Source organism: Pseudomonas sp. MF6755, assembly GCF_016405635.1.
GTDB classification, from domain to species: domain Bacteria; phylum Pseudomonadota; class Gammaproteobacteria; order Pseudomonadales; family Pseudomonadaceae; genus Aquipseudomonas; species Aquipseudomonas haemolytica.
Genome location: NZ_JAEKDA010000003.1, coordinates 230,972 through 257,171, shown reverse-complemented (window position 1 = coordinate 257,171; position 26,200 = coordinate 230,972). Strand labels below are relative to the sequence as shown.

Genomic DNA, 26,200 nt, shown 5'->3' with positions numbered 1-26,200 from the left:
AATCACTGCGGTGGTTCAGCGCTCAGCTTGTCCCACATCTTCTTGCTGATTTTCTGTCGATTGGCGTAGCCGGCCCACGGATCTTCCTTCAACCCCTGCAGCCGCTCGTGCAGGTTCGCCACCGTCCACTGCTGGGCGCTGCGCAAGCCTTTCAATTCATCCCGACTGACCGGTACCGATACCGGCAAGCCTGGCCGGGCCCGTACGGAATAAGCCGCCACCGTACTGGCGCCACGAGCGTTACGCAGGTAATCGATAAAGATCTTGCCCACACGGTTTTTCGGGCCGCTGGTGGCGGTAAAGCGTTCGGGCAGTTGTTCAGTCATAAACTGGGCAATGGCTTTGGCGAATGCCTTCACGGTGTCCCAGCCATCGCGTCGGGCCAGGGGCACAATCAGGTGCAAACCTTTGCCGCCGCTGGTCTTTACGAAGGCTTGCAAGCCCAGCTCATCCAGTACCGACAGGGTCAGTTGCGCCGCTTCCAGCATGGCTTTCCAGGGCAGGGCGGGGTCTGGGTCGAGGTCCAGCACGAACAAGTCGGGGGTTTCGATTTTGTCCGTGGTCGCGCCCCAGGTGTGCAGTTCGACAGTGCCCATTTGCACAGCGCCCATCAGGGCGTCTGCGTTGTCGATTTCCAGCAGGCGCGCGTGGCCGGGGTCGAGCGCCGGGTCCAGTTGCTTGATGTGGGGAATGGCCATGCGCTCGGCGTGTTTCTGGAAAAACTGCTCGCCGTCGATGCCTTCCGGTGCCCTGAGCAGGGAGACAGGCCGGCCATGCAGAAAGGGCAGGATCCAGCGGCTGATGTCGGTGTAGAACTGTGCCAATTGCTGTTTTTGCGTGCCGCTTTGTTGGTCGATGACTCGCTCGGGGTGGGTAATATTGACGCCCTTATGCGTTTCTTTTGCCTTGGGCTGCTTGAGCGTTTTGGCCGCGCGCGGCAGTTCATGAATGATCTGCGAGACCGGTTTATCCGTGCGCAGCCCCACGAAAGCCGCCTGGCGCACCACACCCTCACGGGTCCACTCGGCAAATTGCACTTCACCGACCAACGTCGGTTCAACCCAATGCACGCCGCGGGCCTGGGCACTGGTCAGGGGTTTTTCCAGTGGCGAGGTTTTACGCTCGAGGGGCGTGAGCTTGGCGTAGATCGCCTTCAGTGCCGCCTGGTCAAAGCCGGTACCCACGCGCCCGGCGTAGGCCAGCCCGGCGTCTTCGTTGACCGCCAGTAACAGTGCACCAAACCCGCTGCGCGAACCTTGGGGCCGGGTATAGCCGACAATCACGAACTCCTGGCGCAAGCGGCATTTGAGCTTGATCCAGTCGGCACTGCGGCTTGACACATAGGCGCTGCCGGCCCGCTTGCCGATCACGCCCTCAAGGGCCAGGTCGCAGGCACTTTCGAAGATATCGCGCTGGTTGGCGGCGAAGGCTTCGGAAAAGCGCAGTAGCTTGCTACGGCTACCGGAAAGCGCGGATTTGAGCGCAGCGCGGCGCTCTTGCACCGGGGCCTTGCGTTGATCCTGCCCATCGAGGAAGGGCGCATCGAACAGGTAGTAGACGATGTCCAGGCTACGGCCGATATCGAACGCATTTTGCAGCGCCTGGAAGTCCGGTAAACCGTCGGCGTTGAGGCTGACGACTTCACCGTCGAGCCAACTGTCCTTGAGTTTAAGCGCCTCCAGCGCCTTGACCTGGCGTGGCAGGCGCTCAGTCCAATCATTGCCGTTGCGCGTGAACAGGCGCACGTCACCGTCGCGGATTCGCGCCAGCATGCGGTAGCCATCGAATTTGATTTCGTACAGCCAATCGCCAGCGGGCGCGCGGTCGACCAGGGTTGCCAGTTGCGGGGAGAATTGCTCGGGCAGCGCAGTGTGCGCATTCTTGGGCTTCGCAGTTTTCTTGGGTTTGCTGGCAGCCCGGGCTTTGCCCACCGAGGCATCGCTGAGCACACTGTTGGGCTGGGCCTGGACGATATCGTAGTCGGACGCTGGGCGGGCCTGTTGGTCCTTTTCCTTGATCAGCAACCATTGCTCCTTGTCGCCGCTGCCCTTGAGCCGAGTGCGTACCAAGGCCCAATCCCCCGAGAGCTTTTCACCCACCAGGGTAAATTTGAGTTTGCCGGCCGCGTAGGCCTTGCGCGGGTCGTCATGGGGTTGCCATACACCACGGTCCCATACAATCACATCCCCGGCGCCGTATTGGCCGGCGGGAATGCTGCCCTCGAAACTGCCATAGCTCAGAGGATGATCTTCAACGTGCACCGCCAGGCGCTTCTGGGTCGGGTCCAAGCTCGGTCCCTTGGGTACCGCCCAGCTCAACAGCACACCGTCGAGTTCCAGGCGAAAGTCATAGTGCAGGTTGCGTGCATCATGCTTTTGAATCACAAAACTCAGGGCCGAGGCTTTACGCTTGGCGGCCGGGGAGCTTCCAGCGGGTTCGGCGGTAATCTCGAAATCGCGTTTGCGGTTGTACTCGCTCAGGGGGTTTGCCATGTCATTCTCCAACCAATGGCGGGCTCACGAGGCCTTTTTGCTGGCCTTCTTCGCGGCGGGTTTCTTCGCTGCCGGTTTGCCTGCCAGGCTGCGCTTGAGCAACTCCGTCAGGTCGATCACATCGGCAGACTTGCGTTCCTCGCTGCCCTCGGCCGTTTCCACGTCCTCGATCTTGCCGGCCTTGGCCTTCTTCGCAACCAGCGCCATGATCTTGTCCTGGAAACTGTCGCGGTACTCATCGGGTCGCCAATCGGCGCTCATGTCCTCTACCAAGCGCTTGGCCATGTCCAGCTCGCCCTTGGCCAAGGTCGGCTTGGTCACATCGCTGCCCAGCTCCAGCTCATCCAGGCTGCGCACTTCGGCGGGCCAGCGCAACATCACCAGCACCAGGGCCGACTCCAGCGGCATCAGCGCGGCCAGGTGCTGCTTGGTGTGCAGCACGACATTGGCCAGGGCGACCTTGCCGGTTTTTTTCAAGGTTTCTCGCAGCAGCGCATAAACCTTGCCGCCGCGTTTATCCGGCGCCAGGAAGTAGGGCGTGTCGATGTTTTGCAGGGGGATCTGGTCACTGGCGACGAAGGCGATGATCTCGATGGTCTGGGTCGACTTGGGGTGGGCCGAACGAATTTCGTCCTCACTAAGTACCACATAGCGGCCTTTTTCAAAGGCCACGCCCTTGACGATATTGTCCTTGGTGACTTCCTTGCCGGTGGTCTTGTTGATGCGCTTGTAGCCCACCGGGTCCATGCTGCGTTTGTCCAGCCAGTCGAAGTCGACACCTTGGGAGGACGTGGCCGAAACCAGCGATACCGGGATGTGAACCAAGCCGAAACTGATGGCGCCTTTCCAGATTGCCCGTGGCATAGGTGTGACTCCTTAACGAAGAGACTGTGTTCTGGTGACTCGCGCGCTAGGGCAAAAGTTTCGGTGGGCAGATGCTCGGACAGATCGTGTTACACCTGATGAGAAACTATTTAGTGTCACAACGCGAACCCACGGCGTAGCGTGTTATCGAACGCACGTAGTACTCGGCATAGAGAGGCTTGGTCATGAACCGTTGTGTACATCATCTTGCAGTACTGGCGTTGGGCCTGGCCCTTGCGCCATTGGCCCAGGCACAAAACCTGCCGGGCCGTTACGACACCAACAACAGCCCTATCCACCGGGCCAATCCCAATAGCATGCAGGGCACCCAGCCTAATGCACCGGCCGTTCGCGGCATCCAGACCGCCCCGACCAGCCCCCGGCCGACCGTGGAAAACGGCGGGATCGGCAACCGTTACCCCCGGCAAGAGGCGGCCCCCAGACGCCCGGCCACCGAACCCAAAGCGTCCACCTATGATGCCAACGGCAATCGCCGCTAAGGACTTGGTCTTATGTTTCTACGCAAAACCCTGCTAGCGGCTATTTGCGCCGCCTCACTGTTGCCGTTGAGCACGGTGTACGCTGCCGATAGCCAACAATTCCCCACTGAGCAAGGCAGCATCACCGCCACGCCGATCGCCAAGGGTCTGGACCATCCTTGGGCGCTGGCGTTTCTCCCCGACAAGCAAGGCTTCCTGGTAACCGAGCGCCCCGGGCATCTGCGGTTTGTCAGCCCGGACGGTAAGCTTTCCGCACCGTTGACGGGAGTGCCGCAGGTGTGGGCCAAGGGGCAGGGCGGTTTGCTCGATGTGGTGTTGTCGCCGGATTTCAAGCAGGACCGCATGGTCTATCTGTCATACGCCGAAGGTGGCGGTGAAGGCGGTAAAGCCGGGACCGCCGTTGGGCGTGGGCGTTTGGCCGCTGATTTGAGCGGCTTGCAGGACTTCAAGGTCATCCTGCGCCAGGAGCCCAAGCTGTCGACCGGCAATCATTTCGGCTCACGCCTGGCGTTCGACCGTGACGGCTATCTGTTTGTGACGCTCGGGGAAAATAACGACCGGCCGACGGCCCAGGACCTGGACAAGCTGCAAGGCAAGGTGGTGCGCATCTACCCGGATGGTCGCATACCCGATGACAACCCCTTCGTCGGCCAACCGGGCGTACGCCCCGAGATCTGGTCTTACGGCCAGCGCAACCCGCAAGGGCTGGCGCTGAACCCATGGACTGGCACGATCTGGGAGAACGAACATGGCCCCCGTGGTGGCGATGAGGTCAATATCATCGAGCGCGGCAAGAACTACGGTTGGCCGCTGGCAACCCATGGCATCAACTATTCCCTGCTGCCGATTCCCGAAGCCAAGGGCAAGACAGTGGAAGGCACAGTAGCGCCGCATCATGTGTGGGAGAAATCCCCGGCGATCAGCGGTATGGCGTTCTATGACGCCGACCGGTTCAAGGCGTGGCAGCACAACCTGTTTATCGGTGCGCTGGCCAGCCAGGAGTTGATCCGGTTGCAGTTCGATGGCGACAAAGTCATTCACGAGGAGCGGCTGCTGGGTGAGTTGAAAGCGCGGATTCGCGATGTGCGGCAGGGGCCGGATGGCTATTTGTATGTGCTGACGGATGAGGATGATGGAGTGCTGTATCGGGTCGGGTTGAATCAGGATTGAGCTGCCAGCCGCAAGCTTCAAGCTTGCGGCTGGCGACTAGAGCCCCAAATCCGACAACCCCGGATGATCATCCGGGCGACGCCCCAGCGGCCAGTGGAACTTGCGTTCGCTTGCCTGGATCGGCATGTCGTTGATGCAGGCAAAGCGGTTGGCCATCAAACCGTTCTCATCGAATTCCCAGTTTTCATTACCGTAGGACCGGAACCAGTTACCCGAGTCATCGTGCCACTCATAGGCATAGCGCACGGCGATGCGGTTACCGGCGAACGCCCACAGTTCCTTGATTAATCGGTAATCCAGCTCCTTGGCCCATTTGCGCGCCAGGAACTGCTTGGCTTCTTCGCGGCTGTGGGCAAATTCAGCGCGGTTTCGCCACTGCGTGTCCAGGGTATAGGCCAGGGACACCCGCTGCGGGTCGCGGGAATTCCAGCCGTCTTCGGCCAGGCGGACTTTTTCGATGGCCGACTCGCGGGTAAACGGCGGCAAGGGTGGACGGACTTCTGCATGTGCTGACATTGGGCGGCTCCTGAAAACACTAAAGTTATATCGAAAGTTGCCTGGCCTGTGGGTTCAAAGTTGCAATAACGTTCGCGCCATGCATTGCGCACTATCGGCAGCTGTAGAATCACCCATTACCAGGGCAACGGTTATGGCGCCATCGATCAGGATCAGCAGTTGTACGGCCTGCCGTTCCGGGTCGGGGGTGCCATGTGCTTGACATAGTTCAAGTGCGTACTCGAACAGTTTTTGTTTATGCGCTTTGGCTAACAGGCGCACCGGGTCTTGGGCGTTACCGGTTTCGCCGCTGGTATTGATAAAGGCGCAGCCGCGAAAGTCCGCCGAGCCGAACCACTGTTTGAGCGCGCTGAACAGCCCCAGCAGGCGTTCGCCGCTGTCTGCACTGCGTTCGACTTCGCTGCGCAGCCACTGCATCCAGCGTTCGTCGCGGCGTTGCAGGGCGGCAATCACCAACTCATCCTTGTTGGCGAAGTAGCGGTAGATACTTTTTCTCGAGACACCGGCGGTTTTCACCAGCAAGTCCATGCCAGTGGCGGCGATGCCATGGCGATAGATCAGCTTCTCGGTCACGTCGAGGATAATGTCGCGGGTTTCACTGTTGGCTATATCGTTCATGCCGAAGACAGTAGAACGATCGTTCTTCTTGGTCAAGGGGCTTTTTTCATTTGTCGGTGGCGAGACCTGAGCGGCCCCATGGTGTAAGCTCGGGGCCTCTTCGGATTCGACCCATTGCGAGCCTTATGCCGTCGTTCTTCAAACGTTCCCTGTTGCCCAAGCTGCGTGGTTTTCCACTGTCCCCCGAGGCTATCGAGGTGCTGCCCAGCGCTGATGCGTATCGTCGCTGCCTGCTGGAGAAAATCGCCCAGGCCACCCGCCGGATCTACGTTGTTGCGTTGTACTTGCAGCAGGACGAGGCGGGGCAGGAAATCTACGACGCCCTGCACGCAGCCAAAGCCGCACGGCCCGAACTGGACATCGTGGTGATGGTTGACTGGCTGCGCGCCCAGCGCGGGCTGATCGGTGCCGGCAAGCAGCCCGGTAACAGCGCCTGGTACCAGGCAATGACGCAAAGCCACGCCAGCGACGTGCCGGTGTATGGCGTGCCGGTGCAAACCCGCGAGTTGTTCGGTGTGTTGCACCTCAAGGGCTTTGTCATTGATGACAGCGTGCTGTACAGCGGTGCCAGCCTGAACAATGTGTACCTGCACAAGTTCGACAAATACCGCTTCGACCGTTACCACCTGATCCACAGCCAACCGCTGGCCGATTCGATGCAGCACCTGGTGGAGCATGGTTTGGTAGCGTCCAAGGCCGTACACCGTCTGGACCTGCCGAACCCGCCCACCACCCGCAGCCTGCGCAACGATATTGGCGATTTGCGCAGCCGCCTCAAGCACGCGGCCTATGACACCACGGCCGGCCAGTTGCCCAATGGCCACCTGTCTGTCAGCCCACTGCTCGGCGTCGGCAAGAACAACCCCCTGAGCCGGGTGATCCTTGAACTGATCGCAAGCGCCCAGCAGCAACTGACCATCTGCACCCCGTACTTCAACCTGCCATTGCCGGTGACTCGCGAGATCAACCGCGCCCTGGCGCGTGGGGTGAAGATCGACATCGTTGTCGGCGACAAGACCGCCAACGATTTCTACATTCCACCCAGCGAGCCGTTCAAGGTCATCGCTGCATTGCCGTACTTGTATGAGATCAGCCTGAGGCGCTTTGCCAAGCGCCACCAGCCGATGATCGACAGCGGCCAGTTGAACCTGCACCTGTGGCGCGATGGCGACAACACTTACCACCTCAAAGGCCTGTGGGTTGACCAGCGCTACACCTTGCTCACCGGCAACAACCTCAACCCACGAGCGTTTCGCCTCGACCTAGAAAACGGCTTGCTGATCGATGACCCCAAAAGCCAATGGCTGGAACCGCGGCGTACCGAGTTGGCGCAGATTTTCCAGCACACCACGCGTATCCAGGGTTACCAGCAGTTGCAGACGCTGGTGGATTATCCGCCAGCAGTCGGCAAGTTCCTGCGCCGGGTCAGCCGCGTGCGCATTGAGCGTTTGTTGTACCGCATCCTGTAGCCGGGCAACCGGCAGGCAAAAAAACACCCAGGTCGCTTGACGGCGCCTGGGTGTTTTTTTTGCCCGCAGCGCTTAGTTCAAGCCCAGCTTGCCGCGCAGGGTCGAGAGGTCTTCGGCCAAGGTGTTGACCGGCCCTACCAGGGCCTTGCGGTCGTTGTCCTTGACCTTGTCGTAGGTCTCAAAGCCGCCATCCGGGGTCTTGTACTTGGCCAGGATCTTGTCGACGCTGGCGAAGTTCTTGTCGACCTTGGCCAGGAAGGCCTTGTCTTGCTGCTCGATCTGGCCACGGAACAGGTCGACGATTTTCTTCGCGCCGTCGATGTTGCCCTGGAAGTCATACAGGTCGGTATGGCTGTAGCGGTCTTCTTCGCCGGAGATCTTGGTGGCGGCGACTTCTTCCAACAGCGCTGCAGCACCGCCGACGACTTTTTCCGGCGGGAAGGTCAGGCCGTCGACCCGCGTCTTGAGATCGTTCACATCGGCATTGAGCTTGGCGGTAAGAGCCTCCAGGCCCTTGGTCGAGTTCTGCGAGAACAACGCATATTCAATGCGGTGGAAGCCGGTGAAGTCTTCAGCCGTCACGCCTTTTTCATGGTCATCGACGCGGGAGTCGATGGACGCGTCGAGGTCGCTGAACAGCTCGGCGATCGGCTCGATGGACTCATAGTGCACGCGGGTCGGCGCATAGAGCTTCTTGGCAGTGGCCAGGTCGCCTTTATTGATGGCGTTGGTGAACGCCTGGGTCTGGGTCACCAGTTCACCGATTTCCTCGGTGACGTAGATCTTGTAGTCCGATACCGGACCTACCAGGTCCAGCGGCGCGGTAGCGGCGAAGGCTGCCAGCGGCGAAAGGCTCATTAACAACGACAACGCGATAGACGACTTCTTCATGGGAGAAATTCCGCTCTGGTTTGTTTTAGGTCTTGGCAGTGGTGTGAAGGTGCGTTGCAGCGAGTAGCGTGCGCCCGATGAAATCCTTGGGCCCGGTGACCCCCGGCAAGGTGAAGAAATACCCGCCGCCGACCGGCTTGAGGTATTCCTCCAGGGGCTCGCCGTTGAGCCGCGTTTGCACGCTGATAAAGCCTTTCTCCAGGTCAGCCTGGTAGCAAATGAACAACAAGCCCATGTCCAGCTGACCGTTTTTGTTGACGCCGTTGGAGTAGTTGAACGGCCGACGCAGGATCAGGTTGGCTTGGGTCTGCGGGGTGCGGGGGTTGGCCAGGCGGATGTGGGCATCGAGCTTGGTCAACTTGCCTTCCGGGTCTTTGCTGTAGTCCGGGACCTGGGTTTCATGCTGGCCATCCATCGGCGCGCCCGTGGGTTTGATCCGGCCGATGATGCTTTCCTGTTCTTGCAGCGGCGTGCGATCCCAACGCTCGACAAAGTTACGGATGATGCGCACGGCCTGGTAACTGCCATGGGCAGCCCAGGCCGGTTCGTCGCTGCCGGGTTGGACCCAGACAATCTGGTCCATGGCCTTGGCATCGTTGGAATCGGGGTTGGCCGAACCATCGCGAAAGCCCAGGAAATTGCGCGCACTCTGCGCAGGTGCTCCGGGCTTGGCCGGTGCCTGGGGCGGTACGCTGCCTTCCTGTTTCCAGCGCACCAGCAGCAGGTCGGGCAGGTTCTTCACGATGTCGCGCAGGGCGTGGATGTTGGTGTCCGGTGTGTTGGAGCTGAACTGCAGGCTCAGGTCGCCGTGGCATTGCGCCGGTTCCAACGCGTCGTTAGGGAAGCCGACCATGCGACTCAGGCGCTTGGGCTTGACTGCGGTGAGGCCAAAGCGCTCGTCGAACAGCGACTCGCCGACCGACACGGTAATGGTCAGGTTATCCGGCGAAACCACCGGGCCGAGGATGCCGGAATCGGTGGGCGGCAACTTCGGATCGACTTGGGGCACGGTGCCGCCGGTCATCAAGAACGCGATGCGCTCGTTCAAGGTGCGGAACAGGCGTTCCAGGTCTTCACGATCGCTGGCCAGTACGTCGAACGCCACGAGCATGCCGCAGGCCGGGCGCGGGGTGACGATGCCGCTTTGGTGCTGGCCGAAAAAGTCGTGGTGGTCCTGGGTCTTGTCACTGCGTGGTGCGGTGGTGACTTGCTCGGCTGCGGCCGCCATTGCCGGGCAGCTCAAGCTGCTGCCGGCAATCGCCGCACCGGTGGCCGCCATGCCCAGCAGGACGCGACGGCGCGCCAGGTTTAGCTGTTCTGAATCACTCATGTATGCGTTCGTCTCACTGCAGGCCGGAAAGGCCAAGGGCGGGGTCGATTCCATCGAGTGCGGCGGCCAGTGCCTTGGCCTTGGCGGCGATCTGCTTGCGCTGATCGGCGCTGATACTGTCATAGCCGGTGTAGCGGCCTTCGACCTTGAGCCCGTTGAGCTCGGCGTCGAAGGCGTTGAGCGCGCTGTCGATGTTCGGCAACAGGTCGGCAGCGGACTTGCTCAGTAGCGGGCGCATCAGGTCCACCACTTTGCGGGCGACCTCCAGGTTGGCGGCAAAGCCGTTCAAGTCGACATGGCTGTAACGCTCCTCTTCACCACTGATTGCGCGCACATCCGCCAAGCTGTTGAGGTTGCGCACCACAATGCCTACCAGTTGCTCGGGCGGCAGGGACTGCGCCAATAGCTGTTGCTTGAGCGTGGTGACATCGCCCACCAAACGTTGGGCAATCGGTGCCAGGCCATCGAGGCTGTGTTGCTGGAACAGGCTGTATTCGAGGCGGTGGAAGCCGCTGAAGGCGGGGTCCTGCTCGCGCTTTTCAAAGTAATCGGCGCGAGCGTTGATCGCGTTGTCCAGCTCGGCCAGGCGTTGGGCCGCCGGCGCCAGGCGCTGATACGCCTCGCGGGCCGGTACATACAGCGCCTGGGCCTGGGCCAGGTCACCGGCATCAATGGCCTGCTGCAGGGCTGTCACGGACTTGATCAGGGCATTGCCCTGGCCGCTCAGGTACACGCGAAACTCCGACAACGGGCCGATAAAGGCCACCATCGACGGCTTGGCCTTGGCCTGGGCATCAGACTCTGCGGTCGGCGTGACATGCAACGTGCCGCGAGGGTTGCTCAGCAGGCCACAGGTGATGGCGTAATCGCCAGGCAGCAGGTTGGCGTTGATCACCTGGCTCAGGCCCGGTGCAATATTCTCCCGCTCTTCGACGACCAGCACGCCGTCGAGGATTTCCCACTCCACCGCACGGTCGGAGCGGTTGATGATACGAAAGCTGGCGCGCCCGGCTGGCACGGTGAGGGCGTTGGGCTCACAGGCGTGGCTGTGGATCGTCACGGCGATTTCATTGTGGTTGGTCTGGCGTTTGGTAGCGGCCAGTTGCGAGGCGTAATAGAACAGGCCACCGGCGGCGATCATCACTGCCACCGAGCCGGCCACGCCCCAGCGCAGGGCGCGGGACGGCGGGGCCGATTGAGGGGTTGGGTTGGACAAGAGACGGTCCTTACTGGCTGGAAGCGGAAGAGGTCTTGGCGACGGGTCGGGCGGGCGCCGAGGGCAGGAAGAACATCACCAGGGCCACCACCAGGTAAATCAGATAGGCACCCAGGGTGCTGACGGTCGGCGCCTCCTGGTACCCGAACATGCCGGCCAGTACCGAGCCCAGCGGGCTGTCCATGGGCAGCGCGGCGCTGAAATCGAACAACACGGTCTGCCAGTGGTTCCACACGCCGGCCTCATGCAGGGCCTGCACCGAGTTGGCGAGAATGCCGGCCGCCACCACCAGGATGAACAGGCCGGTCCAGCGGAAAAACGCGCCAAGGTTCAGGCGCATGCTGCCGGAATAGATCAGGAAGCCCACGACAATGGCCAGGATCAGACCGAGCAGGGCGCCAATCGGTGCGCCCGGGCCTTCGCTCTGCTGGAACACGGCCAGCAGGAAAAATACGGTCTCCAGGCCTTCGCGGGCCACTGCGAAAAACACCATGGCGATCAGCGCGATTACCTGGTGCCTGGAGCCGGCCAGCGCGTGGTCAAGGGATTCGTGCAGGGCATGCTTGATGGAGCGCGCCACCTTGCGCATCCAGAACACCATGGAACTGAGGATACCCACGGCGACCAGTCCGACGATGCCTTCGAACAGTTCCTGCTGTTTTTGCGGGAATTCCGCGCTGACCAATTCCAGGCCGCCACCCACCAGCAACGCCAGGGCAGCGGCAAGGAACACGCCGATCCACACGGCGGGCATCCACTGGCCGCGGCCGGTCTGTTGCAGGTAACTGGCGATAATGCCAACGATCAACGCGGCTTCAATGCCTTCGCGCAACATGATTAAAAACGGAACGAGCATCGGGCACCGGGGCGTAACTAGTTAGGAAGCTAAGTTGTAACATAATGATACTCATTGCTAAACAAGAAATATTGACCTTTGCTGAACGAGGGCTGAACGGTGGTGGCGAAGCGCAACCGCCTTTATGATGCAGGCCACCCAGACTGCAGCCGGACAGCTCAACACCCCATGTCGGAAAAAGACACCATCTCTATTCACCTCGTGCGCGAAGCCTTGTTGCAGAGCTGTGCGCCTGGGGCGGCCACTGTCGAGGCGTTAAGCAAGGTCGGGATTGACCCTGCGTGGCTGGAGCATCCAACTGCCCGTGTGCCGGCCACGGCTTATGCGCGTCTGTGGCGTTTGCTGGCTCGGCGCAAGGACGATGAATTCTTCGGCATGGACCCGCGCAAACTCAAATCCGGCAGCCTGGCCTTCCTGTGTCGCGCCTCGATGGCACAGCCCAGCCTGGCCGCTGGCCTGGAAACCGGCCTGGGGTTTCTCTCGTTGATGCTGGAGCGCATGCCCGCCCAACTGGTTCGCCAACAGAGCCTGGCGGAAATCGTCCTGCTCGAACACGAACCTGAGCCCAGGCGTGCGTTCACCTATTTCACCTATTGGATGATCGTGCACGGGGTTGCCTGCTGGCTGGCGGGGCGCCGTATCCCGATCCTCGCCATCGAACTGCGTTGCCCGCAACCGGGTTTCTACGACGATTACCGGGTGATGTTCTCCGACAACCTACGCTTTGACCGGCCGCGCACCCGCATGATCTTCTCTGCCGACTGCCTCGATCTGCCGATCAAGCGCAGCCCGGAAGAACTCAAGCGCTTCCTCGCCCATGCGCCGGCCAACATCCTGGTCAAATACCGCGATCCCGAAAGCCTCGCTACGCGCATCAAGCACGACCTGCGCCAGATGCCTCCCGACACTTGGCCGGAAACCGACGGCCTTGCGGCTACCTTGTGCATTTCCGCCTCCACACTGCGCCGCCGCCTGGCGGAGGAGGGGCAGACCTATCAGGGCCTCAAGGACAGCGTACGCAAGGAGTTGGCGATTGTGTGGCTGGCTGAACCGCAGATCAGCTTTGCCGAGATAGCCGCGCGGTTGGGGTTTGCAGATGCGAGTTCGTTCTACAAGGCGTTCCGTAAATGGGCGGGGTCGAATCCTGGCCATTATCGAAGTTTGATTTTGAACGAGCCAAGTCGGTTCTCCCCGCGCTGATGCGGGACTAGGATATTCCTTACTTATTCCTTCACCTGGGTATGACAGAGCGATCCTTAGTTGTTTTAGGACGCGGCTGGCATATTCGGCACCTCATTTCGTGCACTGTAAGCAACGTGTTCCTACCTGCATTTACGGGCGCTTGATATCTGCTGGTTGATATCAAGCGTGGTGTGCTGAAAGCCGTTGTTTAACTGTGAGGTGTGCTTATGGAGGAATAAAGGTTTCAGTTATTTCAATTGAGTGTTTATTAATTGATTTGAGGTGAGATTATGAAAAGTCTTATTGCGTTGCCGTGCCTTGCGTTAATGCTTTTGTCTACTCAGGTGTCCGCCTTGTGTCTGTATATAACCGATAGCTATAGCGGACTTTTGCAGCCAGATGTGGAAACGGCAGTGTATGGTCCGTTCACAATAACGTCTGCGAATGGATGTGCGGGTGCGACTATTGATGTCACGGCTTCCACGAGCGGTGGAGGGAGGGCACCGCAGTTGATTATTCAGAAGCAGTCGGGCGCGTCGTGGCAACCTGTTGCGACGAACTTTGGTAGCAGCGCTTCATACTCCGGATCGTTTGGTACCTATAGAGTAGCTATGTTCAATTCCGACCCTGACGTAAAATCCTACTCAGGCACCACCAAGTACGGCCGCTGAAGGCCACGCCAGGCATGGGCGGTGCGTTAAGTTCCCTATTAGCGCACTGCCCAAACCTTTTTGATTCAAGCTTGTTCATGAATTGTTAAATCACCTCTGGAGGAATTGACGAAGTAGGCCAGTGCACCTACAGCGTGATTGGCGTCTATCATCCCCTTTCGCCACCTCAAAGTATCTTCTTTTACATCGGCAGGGTTTTTCTCAAGGAAATCGTTGTAGTCCTCAAGTCTTTCATTAAATAAGGCAATAGCGTTGAATTTAATGTCTGTGTCTGTGGGGCGACCGTCTGCTCCAGTTGCTAAGTTCCCTCCGGCAAACACTGCAAATGCGTGTATGTCTATCATTTCGTTGTCAAATAATACTCGCGCTACTTTTCTGAGCTCGTCCGAGCTGATAGAGGTCATGTCATAATCTTTTAAGTGTTTCTTTAAATCGATGATTTTTTGGGTTTCGTCAAGGTTAAGCGTGTTTGCTGCCACGGACTCCTCAGTCACAGTGAATGCATTAGTTCTCTGTTCTGGATTTTTAATAGCATAGGCATTGGTTGCCTTGGTATACCGCATCTGCTCGGCAGTCAACATGATAGCCATGGCACATTGCTCCATTAATAAAAGTGACACTTCCTTGTCGACGGGAGCGCGAATTACTTTAATGCGAACATGGCGCCCATCTACGTAAAAGGCAGAGTCCTCATTAGGTGCTTAAACCTTGAGGCCAGGCACGGCGCGGTACTAGGAAATTACCTACAAAGTACTTCGTTGTTGGATTACAGAAATAACTTTCAATATTTTAGGAAGACCAGGCAAAAAAAAAGCCCCGCGACCGAATGATCCACGGGGCTAAAAATTGGCTGGATGCGACCAACCAAAGGAGCTCTTTACCTTACTTGTTGCTGGCAACCACCGTATCCGGCTGCCAGCCACCGCCCAGCGCCTTGTAGATCGCGACGATGCCGCGATACAGGTCGACTTCGGCCTGGGCCTGGGAGTCTTCAGCGGCCAGGCGTTCTCGCTGGGCGTCGAGCAGCACCAGGAAGTCCACGGTGCCTTCGCGGTAACGGATCGCGGCGAGGTCGGCGGCGGCGCGGCTGGATTCGCTTTGACGGATCAGCGAGACCAGGCGTTGCTGGCGCTTGCCGTAGTCGCTGAAGGCGTTTTCAGACTCTTCCAACGCCAGCAACACTTGCTGCTCATAGGTCGCCAACGCGCCATCGGCTTCGGCGTTCGCGCCACGCAAACGGGCGCGTACGCTGCCCAGGTCAAACGCGGCCCAGGTAATGCTCGGGCCCAGGGACCAGGCGTTCGCCGCTGCCGAGCCGATCTGCGAGCCTCGCCCGGCGGTGAAGCCGAGGAAACCACTGAGGCTGACCCGTGGGAACAGATCGGCCTTGGCCACGCCGATACGTGCGGTGGCGGCGGCCAGTTTGCGTTCGGCGCTGAGGATGTCCGGGCGGCGTTGCAGCAGCTGCCCCGGGTCGCCAATCGGCAAGGCCTTGGCAATTGCCGGCAGGTCTTTCGGGCTCAGGTCTACGCTTAGCTTGTCAGGGCGCTGGCCGAGGAGGGTGGCGATGCGGTTGCGCTCGCGCACTTGTTCGGCCTGCAATTGCGGCACGCTGGCTTCCACCGCCGCGAGGCGGGCGTCGGCACGTTCTACGTCCAACTGATCGCCTACACCAGCATCGCGCAGGCTGACGGTGATGGTGCGCGATTCCTGCTGGTTCTTCAGGTTGTCCAGGGCGATGCGTTCGCGCAGTTGCGCCCCGCGCAACTGGCCGTAGGCATCCACCAACTCGGCAATCATGGTGACTTGCAGTTGGTACAGGTCGGCTTCGGCCACCTGTTGGTCGGCGTCGCTGGCTTCCAGGTTGCGGCGGATGCGTCCGAACAGATCCACTTCCCAGGCCATGTCCAGGCCCAGGTCGTAGCGTTCGCTGTTGACGCGTTTGGTGGTTTGCCCAGGGATCTGGCCCTTGCCCACATCGCTGCTGGCACGGGACGTCACCACCGGCATGATGTCGTTGGCCGCATCATCACGGATGGCCCGTGCCGCTCGCAGACGGGCGAAGGCCACGCGCAGGTCGCGGTTGCCGCTCAGCGACTGGGTTACCAGTTGGTCGAGGGTCGGGTCGTCGAACTGCTGCCACCAGATGCCTTCGTATTTGGCATGGTCGTAGCTTTTGCTGTCGGCGGCGGCCGTGATATTGGCCGCCTCCAACTGCTGGGTCTTGTAGTCCGGGCCTACGGCGCAGGCGGCGAGCGCCAGAACCAGCAAGCTCGGCAGGAATACTTTCACACTCATTGCTGTGTCTCCAGCTTCAAGGCCTTGGCCGCTTTGCGCGCATCCTGGCGTTCCACATAACGACGGATCAGTACGTAGAACACTGGCGTCAACAACAGACCGAAGAAGGTCACACCGATCATCCCGGAGAACACCGCCACGCCCATGGCATGACGCATCTCGGCACCGGCACCGGTGGACAACACCAATGGCACCACACCCATGATGAACGCGAACGACGTCATCAGGATCGGCCGCAGACGCAGGCGGCAGGCTTCCAGTACCGCTGCCAGCGGGTCGAGGCCCTCGGCCTGTTTATCCTTGGCGAACTCGACGATCAGAATCGCGTTTTTGCACGCCAGGCCCACCAGTACGATCAGGCCGATCTGGGTGAAGATGTTGTTGTCGCCACCCGAGAGAATCACCCCGGTAATCGCCGACAGCAGCGTCATCGGTACGATCAGGATCACCGCCAGCGGCAGGCTCCAGCTTTCGTATTGGGCTGCCAGTACCAGGAACGCCAGCAGCACGCAGAGCGGGAACACGAACAGTGCGGTATTGCCCGAGAGGATTTGCTGATAGGTCAGGTCAGTCCACTCATAGGTCATGCCATTAGGCAGTTCATCCTTCAACAGCTTTTCAATCGCAGCCTGGGCCTGGCCGGAGCTGTAGCCCGGTGCGGCGTTGCCGTTGATTTCAGCGGTGATAAAGCCGTTGTAGTGCATCACGCGGTCCGGACCCGAGGTGTCGCTGACCTTGATAAAGGTCGCCAGCGGGATCATCTCGCCTTTGTTGTTGCGCACTTTCAGTTGGCCGATCTGATCGGAGTCCTGGCGGAACTGTTGCTCGGCCTGCACGTTGACCTGGTAGGTGCGCCCAAATCGGTTGAAGTCGTTGGCATACAACGAACCCAGGTAGACCTGCAGGGTGTCGAAGATGTCGCTGATCGCCACGCCGTGGGTCTTGGCCTTTTCGCGGTCGATGGCGGCATCGACTTGCGGCACGTTGACGGTGTAGCTGGTGAACAGGCCGAACAGCTCAGGCACGCTGTGGCTCTTGGCAATGACGTTCTGCACTTCTTTATACAGCTCGTCATAGCCGAGGTTGCCACGGTCTTCGATCTGCAGGCGGAACCCGCCAATCGTGCCCAGGCCCTGTACCGGCGGCGGCGGGAAGATCGCCATGTACGCTTCTTCAATGTTGGCGTATTGGCCATTCAGCGCTCCGGCAATCGCCCCGGCCGACATGCTCGCGTCTTTACGCTCATCGAAGGGCTTCAAGGTCACAAACACGATGCCGCTGTTCGGGCTATTGGTGAAGCCGTTGATCGACAGGCCAGGGAACGCAATCGCGGCCTCCACACCGGGCTGTTTCAGGGCGATCTCCGACATGCGCTTCATCACGCTTTCGGTGCGGTCCAGGCTCGCGGCGTCGGGCAGTTGGGCGAAGGCCACCAGGTATTGCTTGTCCTGGGCCGGTACGAAACCGGTCGGGGTGTGAGCAAACCCGAAGAACGTCAGCACCATCAGGCCGGCGTACACGAACAAGGCAATACCACTGCCGCGAATCACCCGGCGCACGGTGCCCACGTAGCCATGACTGGCCTTTTCGAAAAAGCGGTTGAAGGGACGGAACAGCCAGCCACCGAAGATCTTGTCGAGGAACTTCGAGAAGCGATCCTTCGGCGCATCGTGACCACGCAACAACACGGCGGCCAGGGCAGGGGACAGCGTCAGCGAGTTAAACGCCGAGATCACCGTCGAGATCGCAATGGTCAAGGCGAACTGCTTGTAGAACTGCCCGGTCAAGCCACTGATGAAGGCGGCCGGAATGAACACCGCACACAGCACCAGCGCTGTCGCGATGATCGGGCCGGTCACTTCGCTCATGGCTTTTTCAGTGGCCGGGAACGGCTCAAGGCCCAGCTCAATATTACGTTCGACGTTCTCCACCACCACGATGGCGTCGTCCACCACGATGCCGATGGCCAGTACCAAGCCGAACAAGGACAAGGCATTGAGTGAGAACCCGAACAGGTGCATTACCGCAAACGTACCGATCAACGACACCGGCACCGCCACCAATGGAATGATCGAGGCGCGCCAGGTTTGCAGGAACAGGATCACCACCAGCACGACGAGAATCAGTGCTTCGAACAGCGTGTGCACGACCGCTTCGATGGAGCCGCGTACAAAGATCGTCGGGTCATAAGCGATGCGGTAATCCATGCCCGCAGGGAAGCTCTTTTTCAGTTCGGCCATCTTGCTGCGCACATCGTTGGAGATGTCGATGGCATTGGAGCCGGGGCGTTGGAAAATCGGAATCGCCACGGCGGGCTGGTTATCGATCAGCGAGCGCAGCGCGTATTGGCTGGAGCCCAGCTCGACCCGAGCTATGTCCTTGAGGCGCGTGATTTCACCATTGGCGCCGGCGCGGATCACAATGTTCTCGAACTCTTCTTCGGTGACCAGGCGGCCCTGGGTATTCACCGACAACTGGAAGCTGGTGTCACTTGGCGCAGGCTGCGCGCCCAGGGCACCGGCTGCCACCTGACGGTTCTGCTCACGGATCGCCGTGACCACATCGGTCGCGGTCAGGTTGCGTGAGGCGGTCTTGTTCGGATCAAGCCAGACGCGCAGGGAGTAGTCGCCCATGCCGAACAGCTGCACGTCGCCGACGCCGCCCAGACGGGCCAACTCGTCCTTGATATTGAGGATCGCGTAGTTGGACAGGTACAGCATGTCGTAGCGCTGATCCGGCGAGGTCAAGTGCACCACCATGGTCAGGTCGGGAGAGGCCTTGTCCACGGTGATACCGATGCGCGTCACTTCCTCAGGCAGCTTGGGCTGAGTCCGCGTCACACGGTTCTGCACCTGCACCTGCGCGTTGTCCAGGTCGGTGCCCAGGGCGAAGGTGATGGTCAGGGTCAGCTTGCCGTCGGCGGTAGATTGCGAGGACATGTACAGCATGTTCTCGACGCCGGTGATGGCCTGCTCCAACGGCGCCGCCACGGTTTCACCGATGACTTTAGGGTTGGCGCCCGGGAAGTTGGCGCGTACCACTACAGTCGGCGGTACCACTTCCGGGTATTCGCTGATCGGCAGTTGGAACAGCGAGATCAAACCGGCGATCAGGATCAGCAGCGACAGCACCGCTGCGAAGATCGGCCGTGAAATGAAGAACTTGGAAAAATTCATCTTGAGTCGTATCCCTTAACCGCGTGGAGTCGCGCTGCTGGCGAGCTTGGGCGCGGTTTGTTCCGGCGCCACTTGCTCCAGGTTGCTGGCTTCAAGCGCTTGTCGTTGTTGTGCCAAGGCGGCGAGGGTTTCCTTGCTGGCCATCGGGATGGTTTCCGGTGCGACCGGTGAGCCCGGGCGCACGCGCTGCAGGCCCTTGACGATAACCGTGTCGTCCTTGGTCAAGCCGCTGCGCACGATGCGCAAACCTTCGATCTTCGGCCCCAGTTCCACCGCGCGATACGCCGGCTTGTCGCCTTCCATCACCAGCACGAATTTCTTGCCCAGGTCGGTGCCGACGGCTTCGTCGTTGATCAGCACGGCGGAGTAGGTGCCGCTGCCGACCAGCTTCAAGCGCGCATACAGGCCAGGGGTGTATTCGCCCTTGCTGTTGTCGAACACCGCACGGCCACGAATGGTGCCGGTGGACGGGTTGACCTGGTTGTCGACGAAGTTCATCTGGCCCAGGTGCGGGTTGCCGGTTTCGTTGGACAGGCCCAGGTACACCGGGGTGGTTGCGCCACGCCGACCTTCACGGGCCAGCTCGGTGTACTTGAGGAAGACACGCTCGTCGGCATCGAAGTAGGCGTAGACCTTGTCGGTGGAGACCACACTGGTCAGCGCGGTGGTATCGGCGGTCACCAGGTTGCCGGCGGTGATTTCAGCGCGGCTGACGCGGCCGCTGATGGGCGACGTCACGCGGGTAAAGCTCAGGTTCAGCTTGGCCAGGTCCAACTGCGCCTGGATCCCGGCCATGGCGGCGCGGGCTTCCTGGGCGGCGGTGGTGCGCGAGTCGGCCAGTTCGGCGGAGATCGCATTGCTCTGACGCAGGCGTTCACCGCGTTGCGCTTCGTTTTCGCTGCGGGTGGCGGCCGCTTTGGTTTGCGCGAGCTGGGCTTCAAGACGACGCACTTCAGCCTGGAATGGGCGAGGGTCGATCTGGAACAGCAGGTCGCCTTTCTTGACCAAAGCGCCTTCAGTGAAAGCGACTTGGTCAATCTGGCCAGAAACCCGAGGACGAATCTGCACGGTTTCCGGCGCTTCGAGGCGTCCGGTGAACTCGTCCCACTCGTTGACCGGTTGCTCCAGTACCTTGGCCACGCTGACTTTGGCTGCGGGCATGGCGGCCGTTTGGTCCGGGGTCTTGCCGCACGCGCTCATCACCACCACGGCCAAGATCGCCAGGGGGAAGCGCAAATGTTTGAGTGACTGTTCCATGAGGTGCATCCGCCAATGTATTTGAGATGGGCGGATCATGCGCGGCGAGGTGCTATGTCACGAATCGAATGAAGCAAAGGTAACTATCATTCGGAATGATATAAGCGCGGGATTAGCCCTCTAGGATGCGGGTTTCGTTAGGGAGCTATCAATGGCGTTGATGGCAAAAGACTGTTGCTGAAGGTGCAAGGAACTTTTGCGAAAAGTCCAAGGCTTCGGTTGACAGGTAAGGGGCCGTGACTACATTGATGATGTCAGGACGCAATCACCGGAGCCCGAAATGGATGGATATGCTTCTCTCCCGCGTAGATTGCGGCTGAACGGGCGACATCTGCATTTCGCCGGCTTTTGGTTTTTGGCGCAGTGCTGCAACCTACCGGCGCTTGCCGCCCCGAATGACGGGGCCATCGTCGCCGCAGACACGCCCATTTCCTTTACCTTGTTACCGCAAACACTGAAAGACGCGGATATACAGGTCTTCAATGGCGCACCGGCCAAGAGCGGAGATTGGCGTTCCATTGCAATCAGCCAATCCGGCAGCGTCGATTCGACCTGTACCGCTACCTTTGTCGGCAAGGGTGTGTTGTTGACTGCCGCGCATTGCGTCGTCTTGGGCAGCAATCATTTTGCCTCGCCCATCAGCATTGGGCCGTTCAGGTACCGCTGCTCGGTGGATCCGGCCTATCTCTCGACGACGCAAATGCCGAGCGTCCGTCACCCCGCAGACTATGCGCTGTGTCTTGCCGAGCCCTATTCAGGTACGGTCCCGGCCGAGTTCCAGCGCTTACTCTGGGATACCCTTGATCTGCGTGCAGTGGCCAAAAATGATCTGTTGCTGGTGGCCGGCTACGGCTGTGTTTCGTGGACGTTCAACCCCGCCACCGGACATATTGCCGATGAGCCGGGGGATAAAACCTTGGCCGTGGGTGATTTCAAGGTCACTGACCTGGACGCCGACTCATTCTCCAGCGAATCGGATGGCAAGACTAAAAGCGCGTTGTGCGCAGGTGATTCTGGAGGTCCGGCGTTCAGTGGCGTCAGCGCGATGAACCCGGGCGGCGCACGTACCATTCGTGGTATCGCTTCAAGAAAACACGTCGACGACAGCAAGGTCGTCTCGCACTTTGCTTCGCTGTCTACGCCGCGCTTTGGGCGGTTCCTGGCGTGCTGGAAAAAAGCCAACCCCAACGCATACGTGATGGTTAAAACCTCTGGCACAACAACCGTGGAGAACCTGATATGCGGCAGCGATGCGTAGTGACCCTGGCCTGCGCGCTCGGGGCCACGCCGGGCGCGCCGGCATTTGCGGTGGATGCATCGACAATCGGTCAGCCTGACAAGGTTTCGGCGTTCCGCGCCACCCGCGGCGAATTGCCCGACACGCTGGTGAGCTATGTCGCAACGCACGCCGAATCCCGGCTGTTGGACCGTGCCACTTACCCGGCAGCCCATGAAGTCAGTGCGCAGACCATGATCGAACTGCTCTGTGGCACCAAACAACCCGGCTATGAAGAGGTGTGGCGCGAGCAGAATGGTCTAACCGGTGCATTCGATATGCAAAGCCCGATGGGTGAGCAGGTGTACGCATTGAACTGGCCCGCCTGTTTCTACATCAGCGATAAGCCGGGTGAGTTCGTTGTGCAGCCCAATCGTCTGCTTAGCAGTAAGTTTGTCGAGCGCATAGGGCGAGCGGGCAGCGCCAGGGAGATGCAGCAGTACTTCCAGCGCGCCGATGTTAACCAGGTCAGGCCAGGCGAGACGGTCCCCTTATCCTTCTCTACTCAACCGGTCACATTCACCCCCAAGGGTGACCGAGCGGATTTCGAGCGCGAAGTCGTCGCGTTGGCGGTCAAGCCCGATGGAGTGTCCATTACGGCTGCGATGAAGGTCAGCGCAAAACCCAAGCTGGCGGATGAGATCGTGACGGCTGTCAGCGATGCCGGCGTGGCACTGCCCGACTGCGTGGGCAGCGCCGCGCCCTTCGACGCCGCGCGGATTCGCCAGGTGTTGTCGGTACTGAGCCGCGACTATAAAAAGCCTCGAAGCCCAGTGACGGTTGCAGTACTGGACAACGGCTTCAGCGCCGCTCATTTGCAGGATGGTGAACTGGCGTTTGCGAGCAAATTTCCCAAACGATTGTTTCTGCTCAGCGAGAGAGAAAACGGTGGAAACGAGGAACTGGAAAGCCCGGTGCCTATTTCCGACAGCGTGTCCCTGGAGTCGGTGATCAGCCTGGCTGACGTAAAAGCCCCACGCTCCGTCGCCGGGCACGGTACCCATGTGACCGGCTTGGTCATCGGCGGCCCATGGATGGACCCCGTGTCGTCGCTCTTTGCCATCAATGACCAGGAGAGTTGGCTGCACTTACGCATCATTCCGTTGTCGGCCGGTACCCGGCAGGTCTCTCGAATGGCGCTTAACGAGGCCATATTTCGGGTGGGCCTGGGTAAACCTCAAATCGTCAACATGAGTGTTCGTTATGGATCGACACAGGACCCGCGGCTCCACAAGGTCATCAGCGACAACCGGGAGATTTTGTTTGTAGTGGCCGCCGGGAACGACGCACGTGACGTCGATAGCAGGCTTGGAAATGACGGTGCGTTCGTCCCGGCCAGTCTTGGCGGTAACAAAAACGAAAATGTCATCTCTGTGGCCGCGGAAAACGGCAACGGCTTCCTCACACCTTTCAGCAACTACAGCGACTCGCGGGTTGATATCGCTGCTTTAGGCTGCAACGTGGCCTCCTCGCTGGATGGCGAGCAGATTGAGACGCTCAGTGGTACCTCCCAGGCCACTGCCCTGGTCAGTTTTGCAGCAACACTGCTGGCGCGGCATGGGTTGAGCGCCGTGGGTATCAAGCGGCGTCTGCTCACCAGTGGCGACCTGTTGGAGGGCGTCCTTCGGTTCGATAACGGCAATCTGCGAACCTTGCCAATGACCGATAAAAGCCGACCGCAGATTTATTCGCGTTCGCGTATCAACCTCGAAAAGGCGCTGATGTTCCATCAAGACTACCTGCGCATTCGAGTCAAGGATGGGGGCAGTGGCGACACCTCTAAAAAAGAGGTCGAACTGTTAGGCGACCTGCAGGTACAGGGCGCCATCGATTGCGGTGTGGAGACCGATGGCCAGCATGTCTTCGCGCTCAAGCGCAGCGCTTCGGGCGGGTTGTGGTGCTTCCGTCATGACCAACTCACACCTTTTTTGGCGTCGCCAGGCGAGGATTTCCGGCTGGTGGTGGAGGTCAGGAGCGAACTCAAGGTTCCTGCCGGCGAGGTCTCGCGCTACAAAAAAGGGCAAACCTTTGAGGTGGCCATGGCTGATCTTCAGGAATTCATTCGTTCAGACACCTATATGCGTGGCTTCTAAGGGAGTAATGATATGCGCCATTTCGGGACGGCTATAGCGGTTGCGGCCTGCTTGACCACTGCCAGTTGCACGACTGACCTGCAATCGCATACGCCTTCCCCGACGGGAATCACCCAGGGCGCCAGCTATCATTTACCGGAACTTCACTACGACATTGAAGTGAAGCGTACCTTGACCCAATGCCCCATTCTTCCGGATCGACACAACCCCCAGGCCGTCGGGCAGATCGAGTTCCAGACCCGCGCCACGGCAACGCCACGCACTGTCGCCGGGCAGGAAGTGGTAATCGATTTCGAGGCGTTGTCGGCGTTCACCAAAATCACCAACTTTGATCTTGAGCGCTACCCCAGCGGAATCCTCAAGTCAGTCAATGCGACAGTCGATGACCGTACCGCCGATGTTGCCAAGGAAGCGTTCAAAGCTATTGTCAGCGTTGGCAAGTTAGCGATCGGGTTGCCGAGCCTGGAGGCCACCGAAACCGGCGTGAGGCAACGCCATTACTTCCTCGCTTGCAGTGTCAAGGCCAGCGAAAGTGTGGCAGCGGTCCCGGTGCTACGCAAGGCGGCAAAGGAGCGCGAGGCTGAGCTGAAAAAAGCCACGGATGCACTGGATGGTTTTAATACGGACCACCCGCCATCGCCACATAACGGTAGCCAAGCAGCCCAGGCTGCCAAGTTGGCGCGTGCTCAATTGCTCGCAAAAGAAGCGCTGACTGCGGCCAACGAAGCACTTGCCAAGACCCTGAACGACATCACCGTTGTCTACCGTTCCACTTACGTGCCGGGGCAGACCAGTGCGGCGCCTAGTGTCCTGGCCTCTCGCCACAGCGCCAGGTTCAATACGTGCAGGGAGAAACCCGCCACTGCGGAATCGACCGTCCCCGAAATCAACGGTGTTTACAGCGGCCTTGCGGATGCGACGGCGGGCACAACACCACCTCAATCCATTGTGCAGTTGCGCTCTTACTCCAGCGATGGGAAGGGCAGCGCGCGTTGGCTTGTCCACACGCTGGGGCCTGACATGACACTCGATTGCGATGGATCAATCACGGCGCAGGCGCGTTGGAGTGATGCCAACGGTAAGCCGACGAATGCCGATGCTGAGCAGGCTTCCAACGCGGCGAAGGCGATTTGGAAAAACACGCTTGCCCTGGACGAAATCCAGTTAGTCACCAGGCGCTTGCAGGGCACCGCAGTGCTGATTACCGCCAATACGCTTTCATCACAGCGCAAAGACCTGACGCTGGGTGCCAGCCGCACATGTACCGGGGAGGGCGACCAACGTTGCGGCATTCTCTATCGGACACAGTTGCCGGGACGCCTGCGTATCTGTCGGTTTATGTCGGAGCAAGAAGGTATTGCCAATCCTCAGCAATGCCACGCTATGAGCAACACTGATCCCGCGGTGCTGTTCACGGATGAACGTTCCATTCCCCAGATGGGGCATCTGGCGTCACTGGGGTTGCACAATGGCCCGTTCACCAATAACGAACTGACGGCATCATTCAGCGAAGACGGCAGTTTGATAAAAATGGGCTACAAGAAGCCCCGTGCCGAGGCAGTGGCAGTCGGCGAAACGGTCAATGCGGGTATCGACGCGCTGACGGCCATTAAGTTGTTTTCAAACACAAGAGAGCTACGGGACCTGGCAAATGAGAAAGCCCTTACTGATGCGCAGGTCGCGCTGCTCAACTCCCGGAAGGCACTGGTGCAGCCGACTGAAGTCACCGCGCTGGAGAACCAGGCCAGCGTGGTCAAGGCGCGGAGTGCGTTGATCGAAGCGCAGATTCAATTGCACAAGAAGCAGGCTGAGTTGGAGGCGTTAAATGAATGAACTCCAGGAGTAACAACAGGGGGCATCGCCAGCACCAGGCGCCGACCCTAGACTTCGTGCACGTTCTTCTCTCGATGAAGGCGATGCGCAGGACGCGGGATCGCTGTGCCCCCGCGCCTTGGCCGCCCGACCGAGTTTTATGCTTGGGCCCTCTCGGGATAGGTCGCGCGCCAGTGCAAAATCTGCTCCTGGATGTTCCAGTGAATAATCTGCTCGTAGAGTTTTTCCATAAACGCTACGTCGAACCCTGCTTCCATTGCCCATTCACGCCGCTCTTCCAACATCGCCGCCACTCGTTCCGGGGCCGGGATGTCTTGTTCACTGGCTTTGAATTGTGCGGCAGCTTTCACATAGCGCAGGCGTTTTTGCAGTGATTCGAGAATCTGGCGATCGAAGAAGTCGATGCCCGCTCGAATGTCGTTGAGGTTTTCGCACGCTTCAGGTGCTTTAAGTGGCTGCATGGTGTGTCTCGATCAATAGATAAGTGAGCCG

20 protein-coding genes are annotated in these 26,200 nt (G+C 59.8%); 7 read left to right on the top strand and 13 right to left on the bottom strand.

Annotated features, from left to right (window positions below; translation table 11 throughout):
* Positions 1-2: 2 nt before the first annotated feature.
* Both ligD and ku read right to left on the bottom strand, forming a co-directional pair.
* Entirely contained in the window at positions 3-2,492 is a 2,490-nt protein-coding gene (ligD, locus tag JFT66_RS05250; RefSeq protein ID WP_198858912.1) for a DNA ligase D, read from the bottom strand.
* A gap of 24 nt (positions 2,493-2,516) precedes the next feature.
* Complete coding sequence (ku, locus tag JFT66_RS05245) at positions 2,517-3,356, bottom strand: non-homologous end joining protein Ku (RefSeq protein WP_153839818.1); 840 nt, start codon at positions 3,354-3,356, stop codon at positions 2,517-2,519.
* A 185-nt stretch (positions 3,357-3,541) separates the two neighbouring features.
* Here ku and JFT66_RS05240 point away from each other — a divergent pair, with 185 nt between their 5' ends.
* Positions 3,542-3,856, top strand: a complete 315-nt coding sequence (locus tag JFT66_RS05240) for a hypothetical protein (RefSeq protein ID WP_198858911.1) — start codon at positions 3,542-3,544, stop codon at positions 3,854-3,856.
* Positions 3,857-3,868: 12 nt separating this feature from the next.
* Positions 3,869-5,026: a PQQ-dependent sugar dehydrogenase gene (locus JFT66_RS05235; protein ID WP_198858910.1), complete on the top strand. Its 1,158-nt coding sequence runs from the start codon at positions 3,869-3,871 to the stop codon at positions 5,024-5,026.
* Positions 5,027-5,062: 36 nt separating this feature from the next.
* Here the strand turns inward: JFT66_RS05235 and JFT66_RS05230 are convergent, their stop codons facing one another.
* Positions 5,063-5,542 (bottom strand): nuclear transport factor 2 family protein, encoded by a 480-nt coding sequence (locus tag JFT66_RS05230; protein WP_198858909.1) that lies wholly within the window; start codon positions 5,540-5,542, stop codon positions 5,063-5,065.
* A 54-nt stretch (positions 5,543-5,596) separates the two neighbouring features.
* The gene (locus tag JFT66_RS05225; RefSeq protein ID WP_153839871.1) at positions 5,597-6,160 is read right to left on the bottom strand and encodes a TetR/AcrR family transcriptional regulator; all 564 of its coding nucleotides are present in this window, start codon (positions 6,158-6,160) and stop codon (positions 5,597-5,599) included.
* Positions 6,161-6,285: 125 nt separating this feature from the next.
* Here JFT66_RS05225 and pssA point away from each other — a divergent pair, with 125 nt between their 5' ends.
* A complete protein-coding gene (gene pssA / locus JFT66_RS05220; RefSeq protein ID WP_034119491.1) occupies positions 6,286-7,629 on the top strand; it encodes a CDP-diacylglycerol--serine O-phosphatidyltransferase in 1,344 nt (447 codons plus the stop codon).
* Positions 7,630-7,701: 72 nt separating this feature from the next.
* Here pssA and efeO (JFT66_RS05215) read toward each other — a convergent pair whose 3' ends face one another.
* From efeO (JFT66_RS05215) to efeU, 4 genes are read right to left on the bottom strand one after another with little or no spacing between them, the layout of a single operon-like run.
* A complete protein-coding gene (gene efeO / locus JFT66_RS05215) occupies positions 7,702-8,520 on the bottom strand; it encodes an iron uptake system protein EfeO (RefSeq protein ID WP_198858908.1) in 819 nt (272 codons plus the stop codon).
* Between the two features lie 25 nt (positions 8,521-8,545).
* Entirely contained in the window at positions 8,546-9,850 is a 1,305-nt protein-coding gene (efeB, locus tag JFT66_RS05210; RefSeq protein ID WP_153839824.1) for an iron uptake transporter deferrochelatase/peroxidase subunit, read from the bottom strand.
* 13 nt (positions 9,851-9,863) lie between these two features.
* Positions 9,864-11,066 carry an iron uptake system protein EfeO gene (gene efeO, locus JFT66_RS05205; RefSeq protein WP_153839825.1) on the bottom strand — a complete coding sequence of 401 codons (1,203 nt, stop codon included), beginning with the start codon at positions 11,064-11,066 and terminating at the stop codon, positions 9,864-9,866.
* A 10-nt stretch (positions 11,067-11,076) separates the two neighbouring features.
* Positions 11,077-11,922 carry an iron uptake transporter permease EfeU gene (efeU, locus tag JFT66_RS05200; protein ID WP_034119495.1) on the bottom strand — a complete coding sequence of 282 codons (846 nt, stop codon included), beginning with the start codon at positions 11,920-11,922 and terminating at the stop codon, positions 11,077-11,079.
* 168 nt (positions 11,923-12,090) lie between these two features.
* Between efeU and JFT66_RS05195 the strand changes: the two genes are divergently transcribed.
* The gene (locus JFT66_RS05195; protein WP_034119496.1) at positions 12,091-13,122 is read left to right on the top strand and encodes an AraC family transcriptional regulator; all 1,032 of its coding nucleotides are present in this window, start codon (positions 12,091-12,093) and stop codon (positions 13,120-13,122) included.
* A 718-nt stretch (positions 13,123-13,840) separates the two neighbouring features.
* On the opposite strand, the gene JFT66_RS05190 is transcribed toward JFT66_RS05195, so the two are convergent.
* The 4 genes from JFT66_RS05190 to mexE all read right to left on the bottom strand — a co-directional run bounded on the left by JFT66_RS05190 (position 13,841) and on the right by mexE (position 20,506).
* Positions 13,841-14,365: a hypothetical protein gene (locus tag JFT66_RS05190; RefSeq protein WP_198858907.1), complete on the bottom strand. Its 525-nt coding sequence runs from the start codon at positions 14,363-14,365 to the stop codon at positions 13,841-13,843.
* Between the two features lie 292 nt (positions 14,366-14,657).
* The gene (locus JFT66_RS05185) at positions 14,658-16,073 is read right to left on the bottom strand and encodes an efflux transporter outer membrane subunit (protein WP_034119498.1); all 1,416 of its coding nucleotides are present in this window, start codon (positions 16,071-16,073) and stop codon (positions 14,658-14,660) included.
* Positions 16,070-19,249: an efflux RND transporter permease subunit gene (locus JFT66_RS05180; protein WP_153839827.1), complete on the bottom strand. Its 3,180-nt coding sequence runs from the start codon at positions 19,247-19,249 to the stop codon at positions 16,070-16,072. The genes JFT66_RS05185 and JFT66_RS05180 overlap by 4 nt, the downstream gene beginning before the upstream one ends.
* 15 nt (positions 19,250-19,264) lie before the next feature.
* Complete coding sequence (mexE, locus tag JFT66_RS05175; protein ID WP_034119543.1) at positions 19,265-20,506, bottom strand: multidrug efflux RND transporter periplasmic adaptor subunit MexE; 1,242 nt, start codon at positions 20,504-20,506, stop codon at positions 19,265-19,267.
* A 280-nt stretch (positions 20,507-20,786) separates the two neighbouring features.
* Here mexE and JFT66_RS05170 point away from each other — a divergent pair, with 280 nt between their 5' ends.
* From JFT66_RS05170 to JFT66_RS05160, 3 genes are read left to right on the top strand one after another with little or no spacing between them, the layout of a single operon-like run.
* Positions 20,787-21,764, top strand: coding sequence for a trypsin-like serine protease (locus tag JFT66_RS05170; protein ID WP_152612350.1), 978 nt, complete (start codon positions 20,787-20,789; stop codon positions 21,762-21,764).
* Positions 21,746-23,875, top strand: coding sequence for a S8 family serine peptidase (locus JFT66_RS05165; RefSeq protein ID WP_198858906.1), 2,130 nt, complete (start codon positions 21,746-21,748; stop codon positions 23,873-23,875). The genes JFT66_RS05170 and JFT66_RS05165 overlap by 19 nt, the downstream gene beginning before the upstream one ends.
* A gap of 12 nt (positions 23,876-23,887) precedes the next feature.
* Positions 23,888-25,708 (top strand): hypothetical protein, encoded by a 1,821-nt coding sequence (locus tag JFT66_RS05160; protein ID WP_198858905.1) that lies wholly within the window; start codon positions 23,888-23,890, stop codon positions 25,706-25,708.
* A gap of 137 nt (positions 25,709-25,845) precedes the next feature.
* Here JFT66_RS05160 and JFT66_RS05155 read toward each other — a convergent pair whose 3' ends face one another.
* The gene (locus JFT66_RS05155) at positions 25,846-26,169 is read right to left on the bottom strand and encodes an isochorismate lyase (RefSeq protein WP_198858904.1); all 324 of its coding nucleotides are present in this window, start codon (positions 26,167-26,169) and stop codon (positions 25,846-25,848) included.
* Between the last annotated feature and the right edge of the window lie 31 nt (positions 26,170-26,200).

Bases quoted from the DNA above. Each gene is read 5' to 3' on its own strand.
- JFT66_RS05195 (WP_034119496.1), top strand. From the start codon at position 12,091: ATGTCGGAAAAAGACACCATCTCTATTCACCTCGTGCGCGAAGCCTTG.
- efeB (WP_153839824.1), bottom strand. From the start codon at position 9,850: ATGAGTGATTCAGAACAGCTAAACCTGGCGCGCCGTCGCGTCCTGCTG.
- JFT66_RS05160 (WP_198858905.1), top strand. From the start codon at position 23,888: ATGCGCCATTTCGGGACGGCTATAGCGGTTGCGGCCTGCTTGACCACT.
- JFT66_RS05235 (WP_198858910.1), top strand. From the start codon at position 3,869: ATGTTTCTACGCAAAACCCTGCTAGCGGCTATTTGCGCCGCCTCACTG.
- pssA (WP_034119491.1), top strand. From the start codon at position 6,286: ATGCCGTCGTTCTTCAAACGTTCCCTGTTGCCCAAGCTGCGTGGTTTT.
- JFT66_RS05180 (WP_153839827.1), bottom strand. From the start codon at position 19,249: ATGAATTTTTCCAAGTTCTTCATTTCACGGCCGATCTTCGCAGCGGTG.
- ku (WP_153839818.1), bottom strand. From the start codon at position 3,356: ATGCCACGGGCAATCTGGAAAGGCGCCATCAGTTTCGGCTTGGTTCAC.
- JFT66_RS05190 (WP_198858907.1), bottom strand. From the start codon at position 14,365: ATGGCTATCATGTTGACTGCCGAGCAGATGCGGTATACCAAGGCAACC.
- JFT66_RS05165 (WP_198858906.1), top strand. From the start codon at position 21,746: ATGCGGCAGCGATGCGTAGTGACCCTGGCCTGCGCGCTCGGGGCCACG.
- JFT66_RS05170 (WP_152612350.1), top strand. From the start codon at position 20,787: ATGGATGGATATGCTTCTCTCCCGCGTAGATTGCGGCTGAACGGGCGA.
- JFT66_RS05240 (WP_198858911.1), top strand. From the start codon at position 3,542: ATGAACCGTTGTGTACATCATCTTGCAGTACTGGCGTTGGGCCTGGCC.
- JFT66_RS05225 (WP_153839871.1), bottom strand. From the start codon at position 6,160: ATGAACGATATAGCCAACAGTGAAACCCGCGACATTATCCTCGACGTG.
- ligD (WP_198858912.1), bottom strand. From the start codon at position 2,492: ATGGCAAACCCCCTGAGCGAGTACAACCGCAAACGCGATTTCGAGATT.
- JFT66_RS05230 (WP_198858909.1), bottom strand. From the start codon at position 5,542: ATGTCAGCACATGCAGAAGTCCGTCCACCCTTGCCGCCGTTTACCCGC.
- mexE (WP_034119543.1), bottom strand. From the start codon at position 20,506: ATGGAACAGTCACTCAAACATTTGCGCTTCCCCCTGGCGATCTTGGCC.
- JFT66_RS05185 (WP_034119498.1), bottom strand. From the start codon at position 16,073: ATGAGTGTGAAAGTATTCCTGCCGAGCTTGCTGGTTCTGGCGCTCGCC.
- efeU (WP_034119495.1), bottom strand. From the start codon at position 11,922: ATGCTCGTTCCGTTTTTAATCATGTTGCGCGAAGGCATTGAAGCCGCG.
- efeO (WP_198858908.1), bottom strand. From the start codon at position 8,520: ATGAAGAAGTCGTCTATCGCGTTGTCGTTGTTAATGAGCCTTTCGCCG.
- JFT66_RS05155 (WP_198858904.1), bottom strand. From the start codon at position 26,169: ATGCAGCCACTTAAAGCACCTGAAGCGTGCGAAAACCTCAACGACATT.